General features: G+C 37.4%; 21 protein-coding genes. 3 read left to right on the top strand and 18 right to left on the bottom strand.

Going from position 1 to position 18,299, the window contains the following annotated elements; all coding sequences use genetic code 11:
• Positions 1-317 precede the first annotated feature (317 nt).
• The 5 genes from AC1DVJ_RS17050 to AC1DVJ_RS17030 form a co-directional block, all read right to left on the bottom strand.
• Positions 318-608 carry a hypothetical protein gene (locus AC1DVJ_RS17050; RefSeq protein WP_477592435.1) on the bottom strand — a complete coding sequence of 97 codons (291 nt, stop codon included), beginning with the start codon at positions 606-608 and terminating at the stop codon, positions 318-320.
• Entirely contained in the window at positions 605-1,033 is a 429-nt protein-coding gene (locus AC1DVJ_RS17045) for a hypothetical protein (protein ID WP_477592434.1), read from the bottom strand. Before AC1DVJ_RS17045 ends, AC1DVJ_RS17050 begins: the two co-directional genes overlap by 4 nt.
• Positions 1,034-1,095: 62 nt before the next feature.
• Positions 1,096-1,230: a recombinase RecT gene (locus tag AC1DVJ_RS17040; RefSeq protein WP_477592433.1), complete on the bottom strand. Its 135-nt coding sequence runs from the start codon at positions 1,228-1,230 to the stop codon at positions 1,096-1,098.
• A complete protein-coding gene (locus AC1DVJ_RS17035; RefSeq protein ID WP_477592432.1) occupies positions 1,215-1,415 on the bottom strand; it encodes a hypothetical protein in 201 nt (66 codons plus the stop codon). The genes AC1DVJ_RS17040 and AC1DVJ_RS17035 overlap by 16 nt, the downstream gene beginning before the upstream one ends.
• 3 nt (positions 1,416-1,418) lie before the next feature.
• Positions 1,419-2,342 (bottom strand): hypothetical protein, encoded by a 924-nt coding sequence (locus AC1DVJ_RS17030; protein ID WP_477592431.1) that lies wholly within the window; start codon positions 2,340-2,342, stop codon positions 1,419-1,421.
• A gap of 463 nt (positions 2,343-2,805) precedes the next feature.
• Here AC1DVJ_RS17030 and AC1DVJ_RS17025 point away from each other — a divergent pair, with 463 nt between their 5' ends.
• On the top strand, positions 2,806-3,177 hold the full coding sequence (locus tag AC1DVJ_RS17025; RefSeq protein WP_477592430.1) for an Asp23/Gls24 family envelope stress response protein: 372 nt from the start codon (positions 2,806-2,808) through the stop codon (positions 3,175-3,177).
• A gap of 476 nt (positions 3,178-3,653) precedes the next feature.
• Here the strand turns inward: AC1DVJ_RS17025 and AC1DVJ_RS17020 are convergent, their stop codons facing one another.
• On the bottom strand, positions 3,654-4,007 hold the full coding sequence (locus tag AC1DVJ_RS17020) for an ArsR/SmtB family transcription factor (protein WP_477592429.1): 354 nt from the start codon (positions 4,005-4,007) through the stop codon (positions 3,654-3,656).
• A 703-nt stretch (positions 4,008-4,710) separates the two neighbouring features.
• Here AC1DVJ_RS17020 and AC1DVJ_RS17015 point away from each other — a divergent pair.
• Complete coding sequence (locus tag AC1DVJ_RS17015; protein ID WP_477592428.1) at positions 4,711-5,259, top strand: hypothetical protein; 549 nt, start codon at positions 4,711-4,713, stop codon at positions 5,257-5,259.
• Positions 5,260-5,794: 535 nt separating this feature from the next.
• Here AC1DVJ_RS17015 and AC1DVJ_RS17010 read toward each other — a convergent pair.
• Both AC1DVJ_RS17010 and AC1DVJ_RS17005 read right to left on the bottom strand, forming a co-directional pair.
• Positions 5,795-6,130: a zinc ribbon domain-containing protein YjdM gene (locus tag AC1DVJ_RS17010; protein ID WP_477592427.1), complete on the bottom strand. Its 336-nt coding sequence runs from the start codon at positions 6,128-6,130 to the stop codon at positions 5,795-5,797.
• A gap of 46 nt (positions 6,131-6,176) precedes the next feature.
• On the bottom strand, positions 6,177-6,767 hold the full coding sequence (locus AC1DVJ_RS17005; RefSeq protein WP_477592426.1) for a hypothetical protein: 591 nt from the start codon (positions 6,765-6,767) through the stop codon (positions 6,177-6,179).
• Positions 6,768-7,394: 627 nt separating this feature from the next.
• Here AC1DVJ_RS17005 and AC1DVJ_RS17000 point away from each other — a divergent pair.
• Positions 7,395-9,140 (top strand): SulP family inorganic anion transporter, encoded by a 1,746-nt coding sequence (locus tag AC1DVJ_RS17000; protein WP_477592425.1) that lies wholly within the window; start codon positions 7,395-7,397, stop codon positions 9,138-9,140.
• 127 nt (positions 9,141-9,267) lie between these two features.
• On the opposite strand, the gene AC1DVJ_RS16995 is transcribed toward AC1DVJ_RS17000, so the two are convergent.
• The 10 genes from AC1DVJ_RS16995 to AC1DVJ_RS16950 form a co-directional block, all read right to left on the bottom strand.
• Positions 9,268-9,612 carry a hypothetical protein gene (locus AC1DVJ_RS16995; protein WP_477592424.1) on the bottom strand — a complete coding sequence of 115 codons (345 nt, stop codon included), beginning with the start codon at positions 9,610-9,612 and terminating at the stop codon, positions 9,268-9,270.
• The gene (locus AC1DVJ_RS16990; RefSeq protein ID WP_477592423.1) at positions 9,593-9,865 is read right to left on the bottom strand and encodes a hypothetical protein; all 273 of its coding nucleotides are present in this window, start codon (positions 9,863-9,865) and stop codon (positions 9,593-9,595) included. Before AC1DVJ_RS16990 ends, AC1DVJ_RS16995 begins: the two co-directional genes overlap by 20 nt.
• Positions 9,866-10,236: 371 nt before the next feature.
• Positions 10,237-11,316 (bottom strand): GGDEF domain-containing protein, encoded by a 1,080-nt coding sequence (locus AC1DVJ_RS16985; protein WP_477592422.1) that lies wholly within the window; start codon positions 11,314-11,316, stop codon positions 10,237-10,239.
• Between the two features lie 29 nt (positions 11,317-11,345).
• A complete protein-coding gene (locus AC1DVJ_RS16980) occupies positions 11,346-11,645 on the bottom strand; it encodes a type II toxin-antitoxin system RelE family toxin (RefSeq protein ID WP_477592421.1) in 300 nt (99 codons plus the stop codon).
• 28 nt (positions 11,646-11,673) lie between these two features.
• A complete protein-coding gene (locus tag AC1DVJ_RS16975; RefSeq protein WP_477592420.1) occupies positions 11,674-12,231 on the bottom strand; it encodes a hypothetical protein in 558 nt (185 codons plus the stop codon).
• Positions 12,232-12,236: 5 nt separating this feature from the next.
• Positions 12,237-12,710 (bottom strand): prepilin peptidase, encoded by a 474-nt coding sequence (locus tag AC1DVJ_RS16970; protein WP_477592419.1) that lies wholly within the window; start codon positions 12,708-12,710, stop codon positions 12,237-12,239.
• A gap of 353 nt (positions 12,711-13,063) precedes the next feature.
• Positions 13,064-14,548 carry a MerR family transcriptional regulator gene (locus tag AC1DVJ_RS16965; RefSeq protein ID WP_477592418.1) on the bottom strand — a complete coding sequence of 495 codons (1,485 nt, stop codon included), beginning with the start codon at positions 14,546-14,548 and terminating at the stop codon, positions 13,064-13,066.
• 57 nt (positions 14,549-14,605) lie between these two features.
• Positions 14,606-15,766: a stalk domain-containing protein gene (locus AC1DVJ_RS16960; protein WP_477592417.1), complete on the bottom strand. Its 1,161-nt coding sequence runs from the start codon at positions 15,764-15,766 to the stop codon at positions 14,606-14,608.
• Positions 15,767-15,933: 167 nt separating this feature from the next.
• Complete coding sequence (locus tag AC1DVJ_RS16955) at positions 15,934-16,920, bottom strand: hypothetical protein (protein WP_477592416.1); 987 nt, start codon at positions 16,918-16,920, stop codon at positions 15,934-15,936.
• Between the two features lie 47 nt (positions 16,921-16,967).
• Positions 16,968-18,299, bottom strand: coding sequence for a hypothetical protein (locus AC1DVJ_RS16950; protein ID WP_477592415.1), 1,332 nt, complete (start codon positions 18,297-18,299; stop codon positions 16,968-16,970).

Below are 18,299 nucleotides of genomic sequence, written 5' to 3'. Positions count from 1 at the left end.
TGGATAACATTGCCCTTGCTCTATCATCGGCAGCTACTTCTGCTCTTCTGCGACAACTGAATGGCATTTTTCTTCGCAAGAACATAATACCCGTATGTACCTATATTCCCAATTTTTGTAATTCCGCTAAACTGCCCTTTAGCTTAATAAAGGCTGCCGATCGAAATCCGTAGCAGCCTCGTTTTTGAATATATCCTTCATATTTGAGGTTTTAGCTTCTCACATCTAAGTAACTCGAAGCTAATATGTAGGTTTGTGTATGAAAAGTTATACAAAATAACGTTTTCATCTATGGCTTTTCAATTCGTCTGTTTTACTCATTGTTTAATTCCTCCTAGTTTACATTCGATAAAATCAATATGATTTTGGATGACCTTGGATAATTCCAGAAGGTTCATGCTAGTTTCATCAGAGATAGAAACAATTTTATGGTGAAGCAAACCACGAACGGCGCCCGCCAATGAAGCATAGTTGCCGCAAATATCGAAAAACTCCTCGGGAGTTACAACGCCCGTTTTCTTATCCTTCACGTTACGCATGCCTCGCTTTTCGATGGTGTAGCCCAATGTGCCATGAATGAAAATGTTGTTCTCAATGTGTACTCTCATGATTTCACCGCATCCAGTTTTATTTTTAGTGGTCGAACCCCGCGTTTATCGGTCTTCCATGATATTTTGTGAGGGCCAGCAAATGCTACTGAGTTGTCGCACATTGCTTTGATTTTGTTTTCGCGTTCTTTTCTGAACAGCACCCAACGCTCTTCTTCTTCCTTCGCTTCGTGAACTTCCGAAGCCCATTCCATCGCGATTGAAGGCAATTCTAGAGGCGGTAAGCCTTCGGAGTGCAAAGGGTTCATAATCCTTGTACATCTGCTCGTAGAGTCGCTACTGTCGATCTCAGGCGGGTTATGTGGGAGTACAGAAAGCTTTGCCCCTTTCGAACATGTGATGAATGAGTTCGTCGTCCCGATCCAATTTCGACCAATTATCCAACTCGGCAACCGCATAAAATGCAACCACTTCCCTAGGTTCATTCATAGTCGGAATATGTTTAATGCGTTGATCTGTTCCCATCTCAAACTCGAACAAATCATTTTCATGCAATTTTGTATCCAATGATGAATTGAACGACCATTCTGTTTTCCTTGTTATTTCTAAATGGAACAAAATACGCGTGACCTAACATTCCAGGCTCTAGCCCTAATTTCGCTGATTCTAAAACAGCGCCCATGATACCGAGGCTAAAACATTTGCCGTAAGATAACTCCAACTCAGTTTTATTTTAACTTTTTTGTTGATGCGTTCTTTTATTAGATCGCTCCTGGCGTTGCGCTCAGCTTTGTCTATAGGCTCAAGATTAATGTCACAAGAAGGGTCTGGTAAATCGAATGCCCCCACTTTAATCAAAGCAGCCATATGTCAATCTTCGGTTGTATTACCCCAATAACAAATCAGTGCAAAATTCTCACTGCTCCAACACTCACGACGTTTTAGCTCTTTGAATATCTCGTTCAACTTTTTAAGTTCAGACTTATCGGTTGTTGGTATGTCAGTAATCCTTTCAAACTTACTAGGAAAGGATTGCTTTTCACTCCAATAGCTACTTTCAGGAGACCTCCCATTGTGTTTAGCAATTTGCAGGACTTCATAGTACTCAAGGTCACCGGATTGAAATCTCATTTGTTGAATAAACTCTGTTTTATTATTATTGCTAGCACTTTTATTCACACAAATTTCTTCAACTAACCGAAATTCATTATCGGTCTTTTCAAGCTTGATTTCCACACAATCGATTTCTCTTATAAATTCATCGGTAACATTTTGAATGATAATATGTCCGTTTTTAGATTCAAGTCGGTATTCGTGACTGCAGTCACTCTTATCCTCAATATAGTCTTGATTATTTTCATTCACCCAATTAAAAAGTACAATTCGCTCTGTGTGAAATGGATGATAAAATTCATCAATTATGGCATTTAGCCTAATTAGCTGCGCTAAGTCTTTAGCAGTAAATTCAAGAACGCGTTCATATCCATATTCGCTATCAGGGTGACTTTCCCAAGCCATATTATCTATTTTACTATCATTACCTTCAGCAATTTTTATTAACTCTGCCCAGAAAGGCACTCCTTCTTGTTCGATGAGGATTTCGTCTATATTGAGCCATTTAAATTTCCCTTCAGTTCGTTGAGTAAAACATATTTCTTGTTTTAACCTAAATACTTTATTTTTTCTTTCATAGCTAATTCGTAATACATCAATCTCATTGAATAGATCATATGGTAAATTTTTAATGAAAATAGTCTCATTATTATTTGATACAAATCGATATTCTTTAAACATCATAATCACCGCCTATTTATGATATTTTATTCTCTAAGCTTTTGGTAAAAATAGCTTTTTAACTGATATTGATATACGCATATCTCCTTCGATCAAAAGAGCCTTGACCAAACTTGATGGAATTTACTTAATAATTCATACAACAGCTTTGCCGCAGATACTTATCTTTGAAAATCAACAAAGAGCGATATGGCTATAAATGACTTAGATACGGTCAGGTGATCGTGTGTAAAGCGAAATACCTGTATGCAACTGGTTCAATTTCTTCGAGCCAGGATGAATTAACCTCTGTATAGTTACTACATAAGAGGACCAAGCCCTTTGGATAATGGTCAAAAGAGTGGCTTGGATTTTAAAACCGTACATTTGTCAAAAGGAGATCGCTTTGTGTTATTATATATCTGTATATTTGAAAGTATAAAGAACCGAGAATAAAGATATTAAGTATATAGGAGTGATCCATTTGTCCGAGAAATTTTTATCTGGTTTAATCCATATTTCAGACGATGTTATTTCTACAATCGCTGGGCTTGCCTCCCTAGAAACAAATGGAATCGCTACAATGTCAGGAGGCGTTTCCGAAAGTCTTGCAAAGCGACTAATCGGAAAAAATGCACAAAAAGGCGTTTCCGTTAAGGTTGGACAAACCGAGGTTACCATCGATTTACATGTTATCGTTAATTACGGCACTAAAATCCAAGATGTATGCCGGGATCTTCAAAATAACGTTAGAGAAACCGTGGAACACATGACTGGACTTCTGATTGTAGAAGTAAATGTAATGGTAGAAGGTATAGCATTTAAAGAAGTCGAAAATACGCGCAAGAATAAATAAAAAGATCGATGAAAAACTATAGAATAAGTATAGATTTCGTTTCACAAAAAAAAGTTGATATTTTGAAAAATCATTCTTCTATTCTTCTCTACCCCAAATATGCGTTTCAATTGTATCTTTAATCACACGGTTTGCGTTATAAAATCCTCATTTGTAAATCCAAGTGAGTGATAGATTTCCATAATTTCAGCATTCGCCTGATCCATCAATATCTTTTGAAAACGAAGTATAAGAGTTACGTGAATTTAAGCAATTCCCTTACAAAATCGCATAAATTTCGATATGAAGCAAACAGATTTCCTGCTTAATCCGCAGCTTTTTTGAAATATTTGATTATTTGAATATACAAGAATGATAATCTTATACACAAAAAAAATCAATGCCTGTTTAGACATTGATTTTTTATTTTCATTATGCTTATTGGTGAATTAGCTCAAACGTACCAATTTGATATCAATGTTAACTATCACAGATAGTTACTCATTCTCTTCGAAAACTAAGTTATCCGTGGCACGCATACTTTCCAAAAGAGAAATGGTTCCAACAAGATGATTATCAAATATTTGTTTCGCTACTTGGAGTAAGTCTTTCACTAAAGGATCACGCAAGCTGTACACAACGGATGTTCCTTCCTTACTTCCAAAGACAACATTTTTATTTCTTAATATAGAAAGTTGTTGGGAAACAGCCGAACCTTCACTACCGATTATGGCTTGAATCTCATTTACATTTTTATCCCCTTCGGAAAGGACTTCAAGAATTTGAATTCTCATGGGATGGGCTAGAGCTTTAAAAAAATCCGCCTTAAATTGCTGTAGCTCAAGGTTCATAATGGGGTTCTCCTTCATACATTCAAATATACAGATATAATAACATATTACTTGTTCAACAACTAATATTTTTTGCTTAATTGCAGTTTTAATTGCATTTGTTTTATAATGTCTTTATATTCAAATAATAAAATATATGAATATTTTAGTCTAAATTAATATTCTTTTCTTGAGTCAATTTGTCAAATATGTATACCCAATCTTGTTGCAAAAGTTATCACTTTTTAAAAGACCGAGTGGGTTGCCAACTTCGCAACTTGATAAGTGGAAACATTTTTGAATCAAATTCCTGGAGAAGATTACAGGCAAGACCTTTTACTCCGTCTTGTGTGCTCATTTCGACAGGTTATTCTCATACATGGAAAAGCTTTCGCTTTGCCATGACTCGGAAATTAATCGAAATATACTAATTAAATCCATTATAATAATTTTTTTAATAATAAACTATTGAGCTCATGGAGGCAATAAGTATGGGGATCGGTGGAGCGATTATTTTAGGCGTTGTTGCAATAACCTTCGTTTGTGGATTAACGTTCTGGGCAACAAAGAAAGCCTACTCACGAAAGTGGGATGAAGAGGAATAAACCTTTATGTTTGATATTTAGTTTGAAGGGGCGATGAAGTGTCTGATACTTGTTCAACTTTTGCGAAACCAACAATCAAATCCGAGCATTCGCTTGGTGAGCATTTTACAACTAGACAGATGGTTATTAATCAAGGACTTGATTTCTTAGACGGCATTGGATCAGATGAAATATGTAGCGTATGTATTAATAATGGTGGATCATGCTGCAGAGGGTGTAGAAAATTAGTCAATGGAGTTGGCTGTAAACTTCGAAACACTAGCTGCACTGCTTGGTTATGCGGATTTCTTAGATACCTTCTTTATGAAGTAGATCTTCTCCAGGATTGGAATATCTTTTGGAGAAATGTGCCTGGTCAGGCTTATAGAGAGGACTATACTCCAGATTCATTTGTAATCTATAAAACGTTGACAAAGCGAAACATTCGTTTTCTTAGTCATGAGCTTGCAGAAGATTTAAAAACATTATCCAAAAATCATTCAAAACAAGATTACATTATTGATTTAAGAGAAAAAATCAATAACAATTTGGATGAATTAACCTTTTGGAAAAATAGTTTAGAAAAACAATCTTTTTATAAAAACAACTTGCAAACATTATCGAAAGATTTCCATCGGTTTCACCAAGCTCTTGAAAATTACAGAAAAGAATTCAATAAAAGCAAATAGGGGTTGTTTGCCTCTCTGCTTAATTTGAAAGTAAAACGAACTATCAACCGCGCACCTTTAGTTATGTGAGAACGGGTAGAGGAAGATATCGTTTCTTTCACCAACTTATACATGATTCCCTTCGCAATTACTTCCTAAGTTGATGGTTGCATACCAACCAAAGAAAATGTGAGTAACTTGGATAAATCATCTTAAAGTGGGAGGTTTCAATTGGATCCGATAAGGATTGTACTATGGATTATTATTATTGTGTTAATCATAAGTTCAATTATTCTCTTAATAAACAAATCAGATTGATTTCAAAAAACCAATATAAAAAAGGCAGAAATAAATATATTCTATCGAACAAATTACATTTGTGTTCCTTGTGCAAATTCAAATATGCAAAAAGACCGTTTTTTTGCCAGTGAAGTGGCATTAAACGGTCTTTTGTTATTTTACAGCTTTCAGGCTATGCATTACCGCTCATCAAAAGAATATACCTATTACATACAGCATTGTCTCAAATGAACATCTTCTTTCCAAACTCATTCATTTATACTTTTTTAACAAATTCAGATTTTAATTTCATAGCTCCAAACCCATCAATTTTGCAATCAATATCATGATCTCCATCAACCAAACGTATATTTTTTACTTTAGTGCCTATTTTTACGACTAATGAACTTCCTTTTACTTTAAGGTCTTTGATTACTGTTACAGAATCCCCATCGTTTAAGACATTTCCATTTGCATCTTTGATAATCTTTATATCTTCACTATTTTCAGTTTCTAAAGTCCACTCATAAGCACATTCTGGGCAAACAAAATGATTTCCATCTTCGTAAGTGTATTCAGAATTACATTTTGGGCAATTTGGAAAATCCGACATAATTTTTATTTCCCCTATTCGTTATCGTTTAATCAAACATATATATTTAATCAGTAATTGTTTTTTTGAGTGGAAATTGAATGTTTTTTATTGCTTGTTGGAATTCATTAAAGTCTTTGATTAAGTAATTGAGCCTCTTTATTAATTGAGTTTCAATATCAGAGTTTTTAGCGAACACAATCTCGTCAATAAGCTCATCCAATTCTCCAGCCAATACAATGAAATCAAGATTATCTTTATCCTTGCTCAATTTATTCTTAATGTCACTCGCTAACGCTTCACCTAGTTCTCTCAATACGGGCACTTCAAAATATGTTGTCATTTTTACCAATGGAGGAGTAAAGTCTTTTCTAAAATCCATACCTGGGACTTCTCCCCAAAATGCATTCCAATCTTCAAATAATCTTGCTTCGTAAAACAATAATTTTAAGTATCCGCATAACCAAGACGTACAACTTGTATTTCTGTTCTGGCAGCCTATACCATTTATTAAGTGTCTACAACTGCGGCAACAAGAGCCACTATTTTGAATGCAGACTTTACAAATATGATCTGCACCTAATCCATTTAATGTTCGCATTCCATAGTCGATAAGGTACCTTCTTGAAGCTACATACATTTCGTTATCAACGGACATTCAAAACCAGTCCTTATTCTTGTATTTTCAAATAATAAGATATTTGATTTTTCAACATCAATAAATTATACTATAACTGAAAAGCATTTAAAAAAGCAAAGGTCTTTATGATACAATCCTTTCATTTTCTTAAATATTGGCTCTGTTAACGCTTAATGTTGATTTTACTTGAATAAAATATAAAAAAACTGGGTGGATTAAGCATGATAACGGGTAAATGGGTTTTATTTGTGATATTTAGTATACCCGTCATAATGGTGGTAGGCATAATATACTTAACAATCAAGTTAAAGAAGATGTAACAACATTAGTTCAATTCACTGCCACCCCAAGACGTGATTTTCCTTTCTCTACCGGATCCCTAATTAAAGACCTTCTTATTGTTGCCAAACGCATTTTTGACAATCACTTTGTTAGTACTATTTCAATGTTAAAAAAATATAAAAAATAAGTAATTCACTTCCAAAAAAGGGGTAAATTGAGTGTTGATCTCGATTTACTTCTTTTTTATTTCTTCAATGTCTATCGAGGAAATATTAAATTGACACCTGACTGTTTTGGATATATGATTTTTATATATATTCAAATAGTCAAATATTCAAGAATATTAAGATGGAAGGGATCAAAATGAAGTTCTCTTTTAGTGGCAGATTTCAGGGCTATAATAGAAAAACTTTTCAAAAGGACATAATTTCGGGATTGATTGTTGGGATTGTCGCCATTCCACTAGGAATGGCGTTTGCAATTGCTTCAGGCGTTAAGCCTGAATATGGTTTATACACAACGATAGTAGCGGGAATACTAATCTCATTATTTGGTGGTTCAAAATTTCAAATTGGTGGTCCAACAGGAGCTTTTGTACCGATTCTATTTGCTATTGTTATGCAGTATGGATACGATAACTTACTTATTGCAGGATTTATGGCTGGAGTAATTTTGTTATTAATGGGGATTTTTAAATTAGGTGGTGTTATCAAATTTATTCCCCGTCCTGTTACTATAGGTTTTACAACAGGAATAGCCGTTACCATATTTACAGGACAAATTGCCAATTTTCTTGGATTGCGTAATCTTCAAAAACACCAAGACTTCCTTTCCAATATGAAGGAATTAGGCATTCACATTTCAACAATCAATATCTTCAGTGTCTTAACCGCAGTGATTTGTCTGCTTCTTATCATTCTGACACCAAAGCTGCTCCCTAAAATTCCTGGCTCATTAGTTGGATTATTGATTTCAACAATTGTAGCATCACTCTTCTTTCCTGATAAGATTGCAACCATTGGTTCTACCTATGGAGCGATCCCAAATAGTTTACCAAGCATACACTTTCCTGCACTTTCATTTGAACATATTCAGGCTTTAATAAAACCAGCTTTTGTAATTGCAATGTTAGGTGGCATTGAGTCTTTACTTTCAGCTGTGGTTGCTGACGGTATGGCAGGAACTAGACATAACAGCAACCGTGAATTGATGGGTCAAGGTATTGCTAATATAATAACCCCGTTATTCGGAGGTATTCCCGCGACAGGGGCTATTGCTCGAACTGCAACCAATATTAAAAATGGCGCGGAGTCTCCATTCTCTGGAATTATTCATGGTATTGTCGTATTGTTAGTCTTGTTCCTATTTGCTCCTTATGCTTCAAATATTCCTCTTGCTAGTATGGCACCCATTTTAATGGTCGTCGCTTGGAATATGAGTGAACGTAGAGAGTTCGCACACGTGCTAAAAACCAAAACTGCTGAATCATTAGTTTTGCTTATTACCTTTCTTCTGACTGTATTTACAGACCTTACAACCGCAGTGGAGGTTGGATTAATCTTGTCAGGTATCATTTTTGTGAAACATATGAGTGATCTTCTTATTACTGCTAAGGTCTTGCCTGACCCTTCCGATAAGAATGAAAAAGTTTCAACTCATATGGTTAATGAGCAACATAATTGCCCCCAAATCAGCATCTATACTGTCGAAGGCTCTCTGTTCTTTGGGGTTGCAAATATGTTCGAGAAATCCATAATGGAAGAAATTAATTACAAACCAAAAGTTTTAATATTAAAAATGGGTAATGTACCCTATATGGACATAACTGGCGAATCAAATTTATCGAGTATCGTCAAGCATTTTAAAAAACACGGTGGAATCGTAATAATTTCAGAAATACAAGATCAACCACGTAAAATGCTTCGAAAAACAAGATTAGGCGAATTCATAGGGCAGGAACACATTTTTGAAAAAACAGGTGAAGCAGTTAGCTTTGCAATAACAAAACTTGACCACTCACAATGTCTTGGATGCAGACATTTTGCATTCCGTGAATGCCAACAACTATCAAACCAGAGAGTAATCAATGTTCGTACAAGATTTGATTGAATAACTGTTTTTCCCAAGCACATTTCACTGTCCTGTGGCAGTGGAGTGTGCTTTTTTGTTTGGCTATGTTAAATCTTAATGTTGTTTTACCCCATAAAGTACTTAGCGAAATAAGAAGTATAGTTGATTATATCTTCTTGAGGGTAAATAGCCTTTCTAATGTATCTGAAAGTATCTCATGTTGACGTTCTACTCCGTCTATTCCTTCCTTTACTTTTAGGATACATCTTAATAATACTTCATCCGATACCCCTGAATTAATCTCTTCAATCAGTTCATTTGCTTGAAGTTGGACCTCAAAATTTCCTTTTATCAAATGGTAAACCAGTGTCTCTAAATGTGGAGAACATTCAAATGGTTTCAGTGCAAGTAACAATGTACCTCTTGCTCCCAATGTTTTTGGGTGATTTATCATATCTATCAATGGTTCAACGGCTTTATCGTTCCCGATATCACTTAACGTAATTTGCAATAGAATTTCTCAAAATATTGCTCTCAGTGCTTTTTAAATATTCTATAAGAAGGGGAATGGCTTCTTGTAGTTTATTTCTGCCTATCTCCTCAAACATGCTTTCAACTTTATCCATGTTGTTACTTACTATTGCTTCTCGTAATAAATCTAAATCCACGCTTTTATCCAGCCCCTTTATGTCAGTTGTAACATTTTCAAATAACACTGCATTTTGCTGTTCTAAACTCCCGTTAGCGTAGCGAATGGCTACCACGCGGCAGCCCTTTAATTTTCATCGTAGTTGAGAAGGCTCGAATAAGCTTAGAGTTATGCTGCTACTTACAATCAATAACAATAATCAATGATGAATGGCCATGCCATAACTAACCTAAATTAATCAACTAACTAACATCTAAAAGCAAAAAATGTGAAAATTTACAAAAGTAAACTTTCACTAACGAACTCTATCTTCCATTAACGAACTTTATTTTCCACTAACGAACTTTATTTTCCTTGATCACCTAGAAATAAAAAAGTGAATGTTCACAAAAGTAAACACTCACTAACGAATTCTATTTTCCACTAACGGACTTTATTTTCCACTAACGATCTTTATTTTCCTTGATCATGTTGATGATTTAGAAGTCATGCAAGCATGAACCCAGTAACCTTGTTCTTCCCACTCGTTTTACTGTGATACATGGCTTCATCTGCACGTTTCAGGAGTTCTTCTGCAGAAAGCCCTTTTGAATACTGAGCGAAGCCAATACTTGCGGTTGTAACGCATTCTTTTTCAATACGTTTTCGCACCCGCTCCGAGAATTCTTCTATAAGCAAAACCGCCTCATTCGACGTTACGAGCACAACCATCTCTTCTCCGCCGAACCGCCCAGCAATCCCACGTCCTTCTATCTCTTCCTTTAGAATGGATGCCACTATCTTGAGAGCATCATCTCCAGCCTTATGTCCTTGTGTATCGTTAACCATTTTGAAATTGTCGAGATCAAAAAAGATGATCGCTACATCTGAGGCCCGCTCCACATATTTTTGCACTGCACTCATAAAGTACTTTCTGTTAAATAGCCCTGTAAGGCCGTCGGTAATGGATGACTTGTAGGAGTTTTCCAAAACATCTGAAATCCGCGTCGTTACGAGAACAAGGACCATACTGCAGCCTAAAATAAAAAATGAATCATGTACAAGATCTGCGTAATGCAAGCTCATGCTTTTGGGAAGCAAATGCTCGATACCACCGTACAACTCAGAGATCGCAAATAAGATAAGCAGCAAGCGGAATCCTGAATTAGCCTCTGGTAACCATTTAGAAATTTGGAAAGCTACAAAAATCGCTGCGAAACCGCAAATGAACATAGTGATATATGAGGGTATGAAACTAATAATCAAGATCACAGGAAGAATACAAAGGAGAACTATCCTACCTCGTTTGACCAAATTTCGATTAAGCATAAACAGCGCGATTCCGCTCACATACCAGCCTATATTAAACAGGGCTTGAACTAGATGATGAAGTATATCAAGCAGTTTAGATGGCTGGAGCTCTGTTATCGAAATGGATATTTCCAGTAATACAGATATCAGTAATATCGCTGACCCAACTGTAAGAAACCTATAACCTCGCTTTTTTCGTAAGCGATCAAACAACTTGGTAATATAAAGCAGCACCGCAAGTAAAGGAACAACACAAATACTTAAATAAGGAATCATATCTTACTCTCCAGTCATAATGTGGTATGTTATGCTGACCGTTGAAACCAACTCTTAGGATCCGTTTTGTATGTATGACTATCACGATTATCAAGTTTGCCTATCCATATCCTGTTATTCTTTTCATCGATCTGGTAAAAGACGCGAATCCTACCAACCTTAATTTTTTTAATTTCAGCGCAGCACCAAAGTTGTTCGTACTTTCTACTTATTGGCCGTGGATTTAAACCTAACTCAACAATGGCCTCCTCTATAGCCCCTTGCTCTTGTTTAGAAAACTCGCTAAATTCCTTTTTTACTCGTTTAGAAATAAACTCTACTTTATACATATCGTTTTTTCTTCCTCTCATCATTAGATTATTTGACATTTAAAATATTCCTTACTTCTTGTCCACTTACTGTCGTTACGAAAAACTCGCAACCGTTATTGTAAATACCGTCGACTCCACGTTCTTTACGTATCTGGTAACACATGGGGTGTTCACCTAAGAACTGATACCCTGGCTCTACATAATCAATAAATCCTCCGTAACGCTCCACTTGCATCATCAGAACGATATACCAACCGGGTACTCTTCCCGGTTCAATTTCACCATACAGAATTCCACCCTGTGCCGCACCATTTTGAGTCAGCCACTTTTTGATCTGAAGTGATTCGTGGGAAAGCCGATTCCGGCTCTTACGATGTAAATAATAAGTTGCACAACTCGCAGAAATAAGCGTGCACCCTTGTTTCCTCAACAACTTCGAAAATTTCGAATTCGGACCAGTCAGGAATCCCGTTTCTTTCGGTTCGACCGTTTCCGATCGATCTCCGATTTTTATTTTAACTATATACTGGCTGCCAATCATGGAGTCTCTGACTTCGATTCGTTGGCCGGCAAAAATAAATACTTCTTCAAGGTTTTGAAACATTTTTTCTACCCCCAGGGATTTATGAATGGAAAAATGAACTTAAGACAACTGATCTGCACAACTGATAAGCAGAATCCAACGAACAATAAGCTAACCCAAGGTTGTTCTAGACTTGGCTTCTTTTTTCCGAAAAAAGCTTCAACATAAAATAAGATTAGCCCCAGAATACCTGCATTGAGTACTGAGAGCATTGTAGCCACGATGCCGGATGCAAGTCCTAAATAAGCAACCATCAGAATGTCCCCGCCGCCTACTTTATTCGTAATTAGTGCAAGAATGTAATACAAAAGCGCAGGCACTAAAGCAGCTAGATAGAACAACCACCCTTGTGGGTGAACATATATACGAGTGATAATCATCGCCAATATCGCCGGCATAGAGACAATGTTAAATACCTTTCTATATTTCCAGTCTGTAACAGCAGTTGAAGCCATTATGGGTACCATCTGCCCATATACCAGTAATTGTTGCCAATCCAAAGATCCCGCTCCTCCCTTATTGTCTCTCCATTATTTTCCAATGTAATTGTGTAACACCATAGTATCATTAGTATCCCAATAGTGCAATAATGTTTTATAACATTGTGCAATGTCATTTGGTTTTAAAAAGACAAAAGCCCCCTATGGTTGCGCTAAGGTATAAAACCTGTAGCTGCTTCCCATAGGGAGCTCAACTTGCCGCATTCGCGGAATAATAAAAGACTGAAGTGGTTCTGAATCACATTTTACCAGAGATAAAAATGAAAGTCTATGAACTGATGCAGAGCTACGACTCATAGTAATGATCTTTTAACGGTACCTGGGAGGTAATACTGGCGTCACGTAATACCTGCTCAATCTGATAGCTCTACAGGATCCCTTTCCGAGTCGTTCAAATTCCATAGTCTATTGATGCTGAATTGTTCATCATAGTCTATCCAGCGCTTTCTCAGCGCAATCAAATTTTTAATTTTTGGACCGCTCTTGGGTTCACTAGATGATAATTCCTTTTTCAAATGCCGAACCCACTCTTCAACATCGGATTCATTAAATACAAAGCGGTTTCCAAACGTTTTATGCGGTAACTTAAAGACATGAATTCCCCGATGTATATACTCTTTAGTCACGCCGAGGTAATACTTAAGTATCGTAGATGATATTTCGTCCTTTTGGAACCTGGCAGAATATGCGATATCTCGTTTTCGCTGGCCGTAAATTGTAGCGCCTTCATAAACCCACTCTCGAATTCTCAAAGCGTCGGTTTTGTTATACGTAATTTTGGCGATGTTCGGCAACCTTGATTTTTTATCGTACTCGATGGCATAGTGAATCGATTGCGGTTTGACGCCTAGATGCTCAAAAATACGCTTGTACACGCCCCATAGAAATTGATCATTACCTGTTATATTGAGTTCTAACTTCAAAGATTTTCGTTTGTTTTCGCTTGTTACCCAACTCCCATCTCCATCGATAATACCCCGGATGAGATGACGCTCAAACTCCGGACGAACAAGTGGATAATAGATCCGACCTGTTTTCGCCGGCATACAACCAAGGGCGCCCAAATCATTGACCAAGCACTGACTAGCTGCTTCTAAGGTTCGGTGCGGTTGATGCTTCGGGTTCTTAGGAACGACATGCATAATCTTATTTTTGTACTGGATGAGGTCTGCGATTTTCTCAATAATATCAAGGTCAGTTAGGCGCAGGCGCATACTGGCATAGCCAATCTCAGGCTGAAATCGAATATTACCGTCAGTGGCCATGACACCATAGACGTAAGCTGTCTTCTCATTACAAATGCCATTCATGAAGAAATAGTGATTGACACGATTACGTGCAATTTGCGTCATGTGCCGAGTGCGAAGATTTAGATGCCCGTATAGCCCTAACTCCTCTTTAGGAGCAATTATTAAGAGATCACTTGAGCGAAAATCTGAATCAGAAATATGTAAGGTGCTTGTAGCTTCTGCTACGCAAGACCTACTGCAATATCTGGCGTCATGGCCCCATCTGGGTCGTGTAAATGTTTTTTGGCAGTTTTCATTTTCACATCTATGCGTCACTGGAGGAATTGCTTCGGGGCGATAAACCTTTACCCCGACTTTTTTGAACGTACCCCATACACCCGTTGGACCGACGCCGCGCCTGCGGGCTATTTCAGCAACAGTAATTTGATTTTGCTGAAGATATTGCGACATTTGATCTGGCGTCATCTCGTAAGTCTTAATAAAGAAATTTAGGTTTCTCTGGTAGCGTTTCTCGCATGCCTCACCGCAAAATTTCTCTTCTTCGGTAACCAGCTTTTTTTCGCAATGTAAGCATTCCACGATAATCACCTTTTTTATCAGAGAATATACAGAGGTAGTTCTGATAGAATCGTATTTTGAAGATGCCTATTCAAACGAGCTGATCATATTATCTTGCATATCATACAATTCTGCTGGATCATCTTCATTATTGTTGTGAACGTTTGCCGTGGTCCATTTTAAGAAACCATCAGCCTCCTTAGCCTTTGTTCCACTGGTTATCGATACTGTAGATCCCTTTTTTAACAAATAACCATCAGGAAAATTAAAGACTTGATTTCCTTTGACACTGACAAGTTTCCATCCTGTCATGTTAATATCTTTAGAGTCATCGTTTCGAATTGTAACGATCTCAGCCGTATAATCCAACGACGTAATCGTAACTTTACCGTTCGTGCCGGTAACAATAGATCCGCTTTCATTATCGTAAGCCCATAATCCGATGTCTGCGCTGCGAGCGTTCGCTGCTAATGCCCCAAATAGATTTACCCAGCGTACATTGGGTTGATAGGTAAGTTGCGTCGCATGACCTTCAGCAGCGAGCAGGGCATTATACATCATCCCTGAATCCAGATATACGTATGCAAGCAGTCTGCCGTATTGATCACGTTCACCTATATCGGTTTCAATATAAACAGTTTTATTTTCAAGCTGCGCTTTCGAAAATGCAGAAGCGATTTTTCCATATTCAGTGTACTTAGTCGCGTCCGGATGCACACTTTCAGGTGAATCCACCCCAATAAGCCTGACCTTTTCTGGAGTACCTTCACGATCGATCGTCAGAGTATCGCCGTCAGATATGCCTATCACCTTAGCTGCGAACTTTTTTGCTGCACTGATAATAATAGTCTTTGAGTGAGATTCCCAGCCAACCGTGTTACCGAGGGCCTCAGATACAAAACGAAGTGGCACTAACGTGGATCCACTAACGATTTGACCTGGTACTGATAGTTTTAGTTGCTCCTGATTCCTCTTTGCGGTTAATGAGCCAATCTGATACACAATGGTTATGTCACCCTTTACAGCTGTAACCGTTCGAGTATCAGCATTCCATGCAACTTGGGCACCTTGTTCCTCGAATATTTTTCGAAGAGGAACTAATGTAGTTCCATCAACAATTGTGGGTGGAACTTCAAACTCAAGCTTACCGCCGTCCAAAAATACAGTTGGTGGTGTTTCCGCTGCATATGATTGTCCAGTAGAAATGGTAGAGAATAGTAGTAGGATTAAACCGAGCTTTTTCAACATTAAAAACACTCCTGCCCCGTAATAGAAAATTAAGAGATATTTGATAAAGATTATACCCAATTTCATATTACCATGTATTAGAAACCCCAGTGCTGTAAAATTACGGTAATCCAATCAATTTAGTACTATGCTGACCCAAAATATGAGAGCATCCATTGAATCATTATCTATTTCAACCTCAAATAATATGCCTGGTCGATAAATGGTTTTATTTGATCCAAATTCTTAACCCATTCTAATCGTATGTATACTTCACCAGGTGTTGGTGATTTAGTTATAAATCGTCTTTGGAGCATTTGATCGATCTGCTCCTGCATTTGTACAGCATCCTGTTTGTGTTTTCTCCCACCGAGATGAAGGGCTACACATACATCCCTTGATTTAGTCGTTGAAAGGAATTTAAACGAACATCCCTTATTTATATAAGCTATACAGTCTGTTCTCTCTGTTCCCTCTAGCTCATGAGCATCCGCTACCTCGTCTTTGTAATGAGATTCATAAAATAGATAGTGATGTAATTGTTTAGCTAAGCTACGCGCATCCATCGTTTTAAAGTGACTAAAGATGTGTTCGTTTGACTTATCAGGGAATCCTACGGAATTATAATCACAAAATCGAATAAATTGATCAATTAAAAATGCAGTCAGCTTGTCTTCCTTAAAGGCAATATATTGTTCCGCAAAAAAATTACGAATGTCGATCCATTTAATTATGACCGGTTCGCTCTCGAACAATTGGCCTGTAGCAAATGTATCCTTATGTCCCTCCAGTTGATTTCTATCCAATTGATCGATGCCAGTCTTTGTTTCAATTAAAATACTTAGTGCCGTCGACAGAATTGCTCCATCTGGCCGTGTTTTTGTTTTTTTAATGGAATTTGTATTTGAAATCTCATCAGTCTCAGCGATTCCGATAATAAATCCTTTAGACGTACAAGTATCTAACTGGCTCCCTACTTCATAAAGATAATCGTATTCCTCCACATTACATTCACCGTCGATAAACTGTGAAACAAAACGATAAGTTAATAAAGGGCTTGCATGCTCCAAAACATTTATTAAAGCCTTCCTTACATTATTTTCGACCTGCTTAGAAGGCAAGTTTTCAGTTGAATCTCGTTTACTTCTATAATAGTGAAAGATGTTATTATACATTTCAGTTGATACACTCCTCTTGCCAACATATTTAACTTACTAGCAGCCTACTCTTTTAGAATGTATTTTGTTCGAAAGAAATTAACATGCCATTCAAAGTAAGCCTTCGTCTTATCACGCCATGCTGTGCACTCTCTACCTTGTAACTTCAACAATCTACTTTGCATAGCTTCTAACCTTGCTGGACGAAGTAGAACTACCTCTCCTTGTTTAACTCCGATATATCCTTTTTCAAATAGATCGTCGCATCCCATCTTACACATTAATGCAGCAATGTTATCTTTATCAGCCCTTTCCTCTGGAAAACATTCGGATCTTTTTTTTATATGTGCAGCCCACAACATATCCTCTGGGTAAACTTCCCCACATATCACACATGGAGCTTCAGTACGGCCATTCAGAAGATCTCTTCTAAGGTTTATCTGCTCCTTACGATAGTTAGCCAAATGCTGACCATCAAAATCCCAATCTGCCGGCTCCTCAATTGGAGGCGGCGGCAAAAATTCCTGCTCTTCGAAATCGCCCAATCCTTCGAACCATCCCGCTTCAATCACTCTGATAAGAAGTAACTGTGACGGACGTTCTTGGTCATTATTTGTTATTGATATTTCAAGTGATGTCCAGAGTGCCGGTGCTTCCGATCTGACTCCATCCTTATTTACAGATACAGGTTTGATGATATTTTTATTCGCTTTTTTAGTCACCGTGTACCAAACACCACACCGAGAGTAAGCCAGGCTACCAGCTTTACCTACACCAATATAATGTTCTTCTCCTTCTATAAGACATTGAGATCTCAGTGAAAACCACTGGGGCTTTTGAAAACCGAATAGCTGTAGGATGGCCCATTCCTTTGGTCCGAAGTTCATCTTCCAGTTAAGATGTCCGCCATTATATTCTTTGTTGTGAAACATGCTCTGATCGATGTTCCAAACCTTACCGGACATTGGATGATACTCTATCCCTTCGGACATCCAAACACGCATCTGATTTTTAGAGGTACCAATATTTATGGTCGTTTGAGGACGTGAGTATACTCTATCTACGGTGCCTTTGGGCACCATGATATAAAAACACTTGCCTGCTGTATATCTCAATCCAGAGCGCACGCCGTATGCAATAAGTACAAAGTTACTGTCTGAATTATGGGATCTAAAAAATCTCTCAATCGAAGTGTAGTCTTCTTTTTTCTTAATCGTTGCGCTCTGATCATCCTTTACAAAGTCACGCGGAATAACGTAGATTGCCGTCATATGACCGCCTAAGGTTGAAACTATTGTTCTTTCAGTTCGATCAAGTATAGTTGCTCCTTGCTCCCTAATGAGCTTGTCAATATACAGCATTCCCTTATGTATCAAAAATGGACTAAACTCCTCCAA

This window comes from Paenibacillus sp. P4_A9 (genome assembly GCF_056402415.1).
The sequence above is the reverse complement of the archived record's forward strand: the minus strand, read 5'-3'. Positions and strand labels throughout refer to the sequence as shown.

Excerpts from the sequence above, each read along its gene's own strand:
- AC1DVJ_RS17050 (WP_477592435.1), bottom strand. The coding sequence starts at position 608 with ATGAGAGTACACATTGAGAACAACATTTTCATTCATGGCACATTGGGC.
- AC1DVJ_RS17045 (WP_477592434.1), bottom strand. The coding sequence starts at position 1,033 with ATGAACCTAGGGAAGTGGTTGCATTTTATGCGGTTGCCGAGTTGGATA.
- AC1DVJ_RS17040 (WP_477592433.1), bottom strand. The coding sequence starts at position 1,230 with ATGGGCGCTGTTTTAGAATCAGCGAAATTAGGGCTAGAGCCTGGAATG.
- AC1DVJ_RS17035 (WP_477592432.1), bottom strand. The coding sequence starts at position 1,415 with ATGGCTGCTTTGATTAAAGTGGGGGCATTCGATTTACCAGACCCTTCT.
- AC1DVJ_RS17030 (WP_477592431.1), bottom strand. The coding sequence starts at position 2,342 with ATGTTTAAAGAATATCGATTTGTATCAAATAATAATGAGACTATTTTC.
- AC1DVJ_RS17020 (WP_477592429.1), bottom strand. The coding sequence starts at position 4,007 with ATGAACCTTGAGCTACAGCAATTTAAGGCGGATTTTTTTAAAGCTCTA.
- AC1DVJ_RS17015 (WP_477592428.1), top strand. The coding sequence starts at position 4,711 with ATGGTTATTAATCAAGGACTTGATTTCTTAGACGGCATTGGATCAGAT.
- AC1DVJ_RS17010 (WP_477592427.1), bottom strand. The coding sequence starts at position 6,130 with ATGTCGGATTTTCCAAATTGCCCAAAATGTAATTCTGAATACACTTAC.
- AC1DVJ_RS17005 (WP_477592426.1), bottom strand. The coding sequence starts at position 6,767 with ATGTCCGTTGATAACGAAATGTATGTAGCTTCAAGAAGGTACCTTATC.
- AC1DVJ_RS17000 (WP_477592425.1), top strand. The coding sequence starts at position 7,395 with ATGAAGTTCTCTTTTAGTGGCAGATTTCAGGGCTATAATAGAAAAACT.
- AC1DVJ_RS16985 (WP_477592422.1), bottom strand. The coding sequence starts at position 11,316 with ATGATTCCTTATTTAAGTATTTGTGTTGTTCCTTTACTTGCGGTGCTG.
- AC1DVJ_RS16980 (WP_477592421.1), bottom strand. The coding sequence starts at position 11,645 with ATGTATAAAGTAGAGTTTATTTCTAAACGAGTAAAAAAGGAATTTAGC.
- AC1DVJ_RS16975 (WP_477592420.1), bottom strand. The coding sequence starts at position 12,231 with ATGTTTCAAAACCTTGAAGAAGTATTTATTTTTGCCGGCCAACGAATC.
- AC1DVJ_RS16960 (WP_477592417.1), bottom strand. The coding sequence starts at position 15,766 with ATGTTGAAAAAGCTCGGTTTAATCCTACTACTATTCTCTACCATTTCT.
- AC1DVJ_RS16955 (WP_477592416.1), bottom strand. The coding sequence starts at position 16,920 with ATGTATAATAACATCTTTCACTATTATAGAAGTAAACGAGATTCAACT.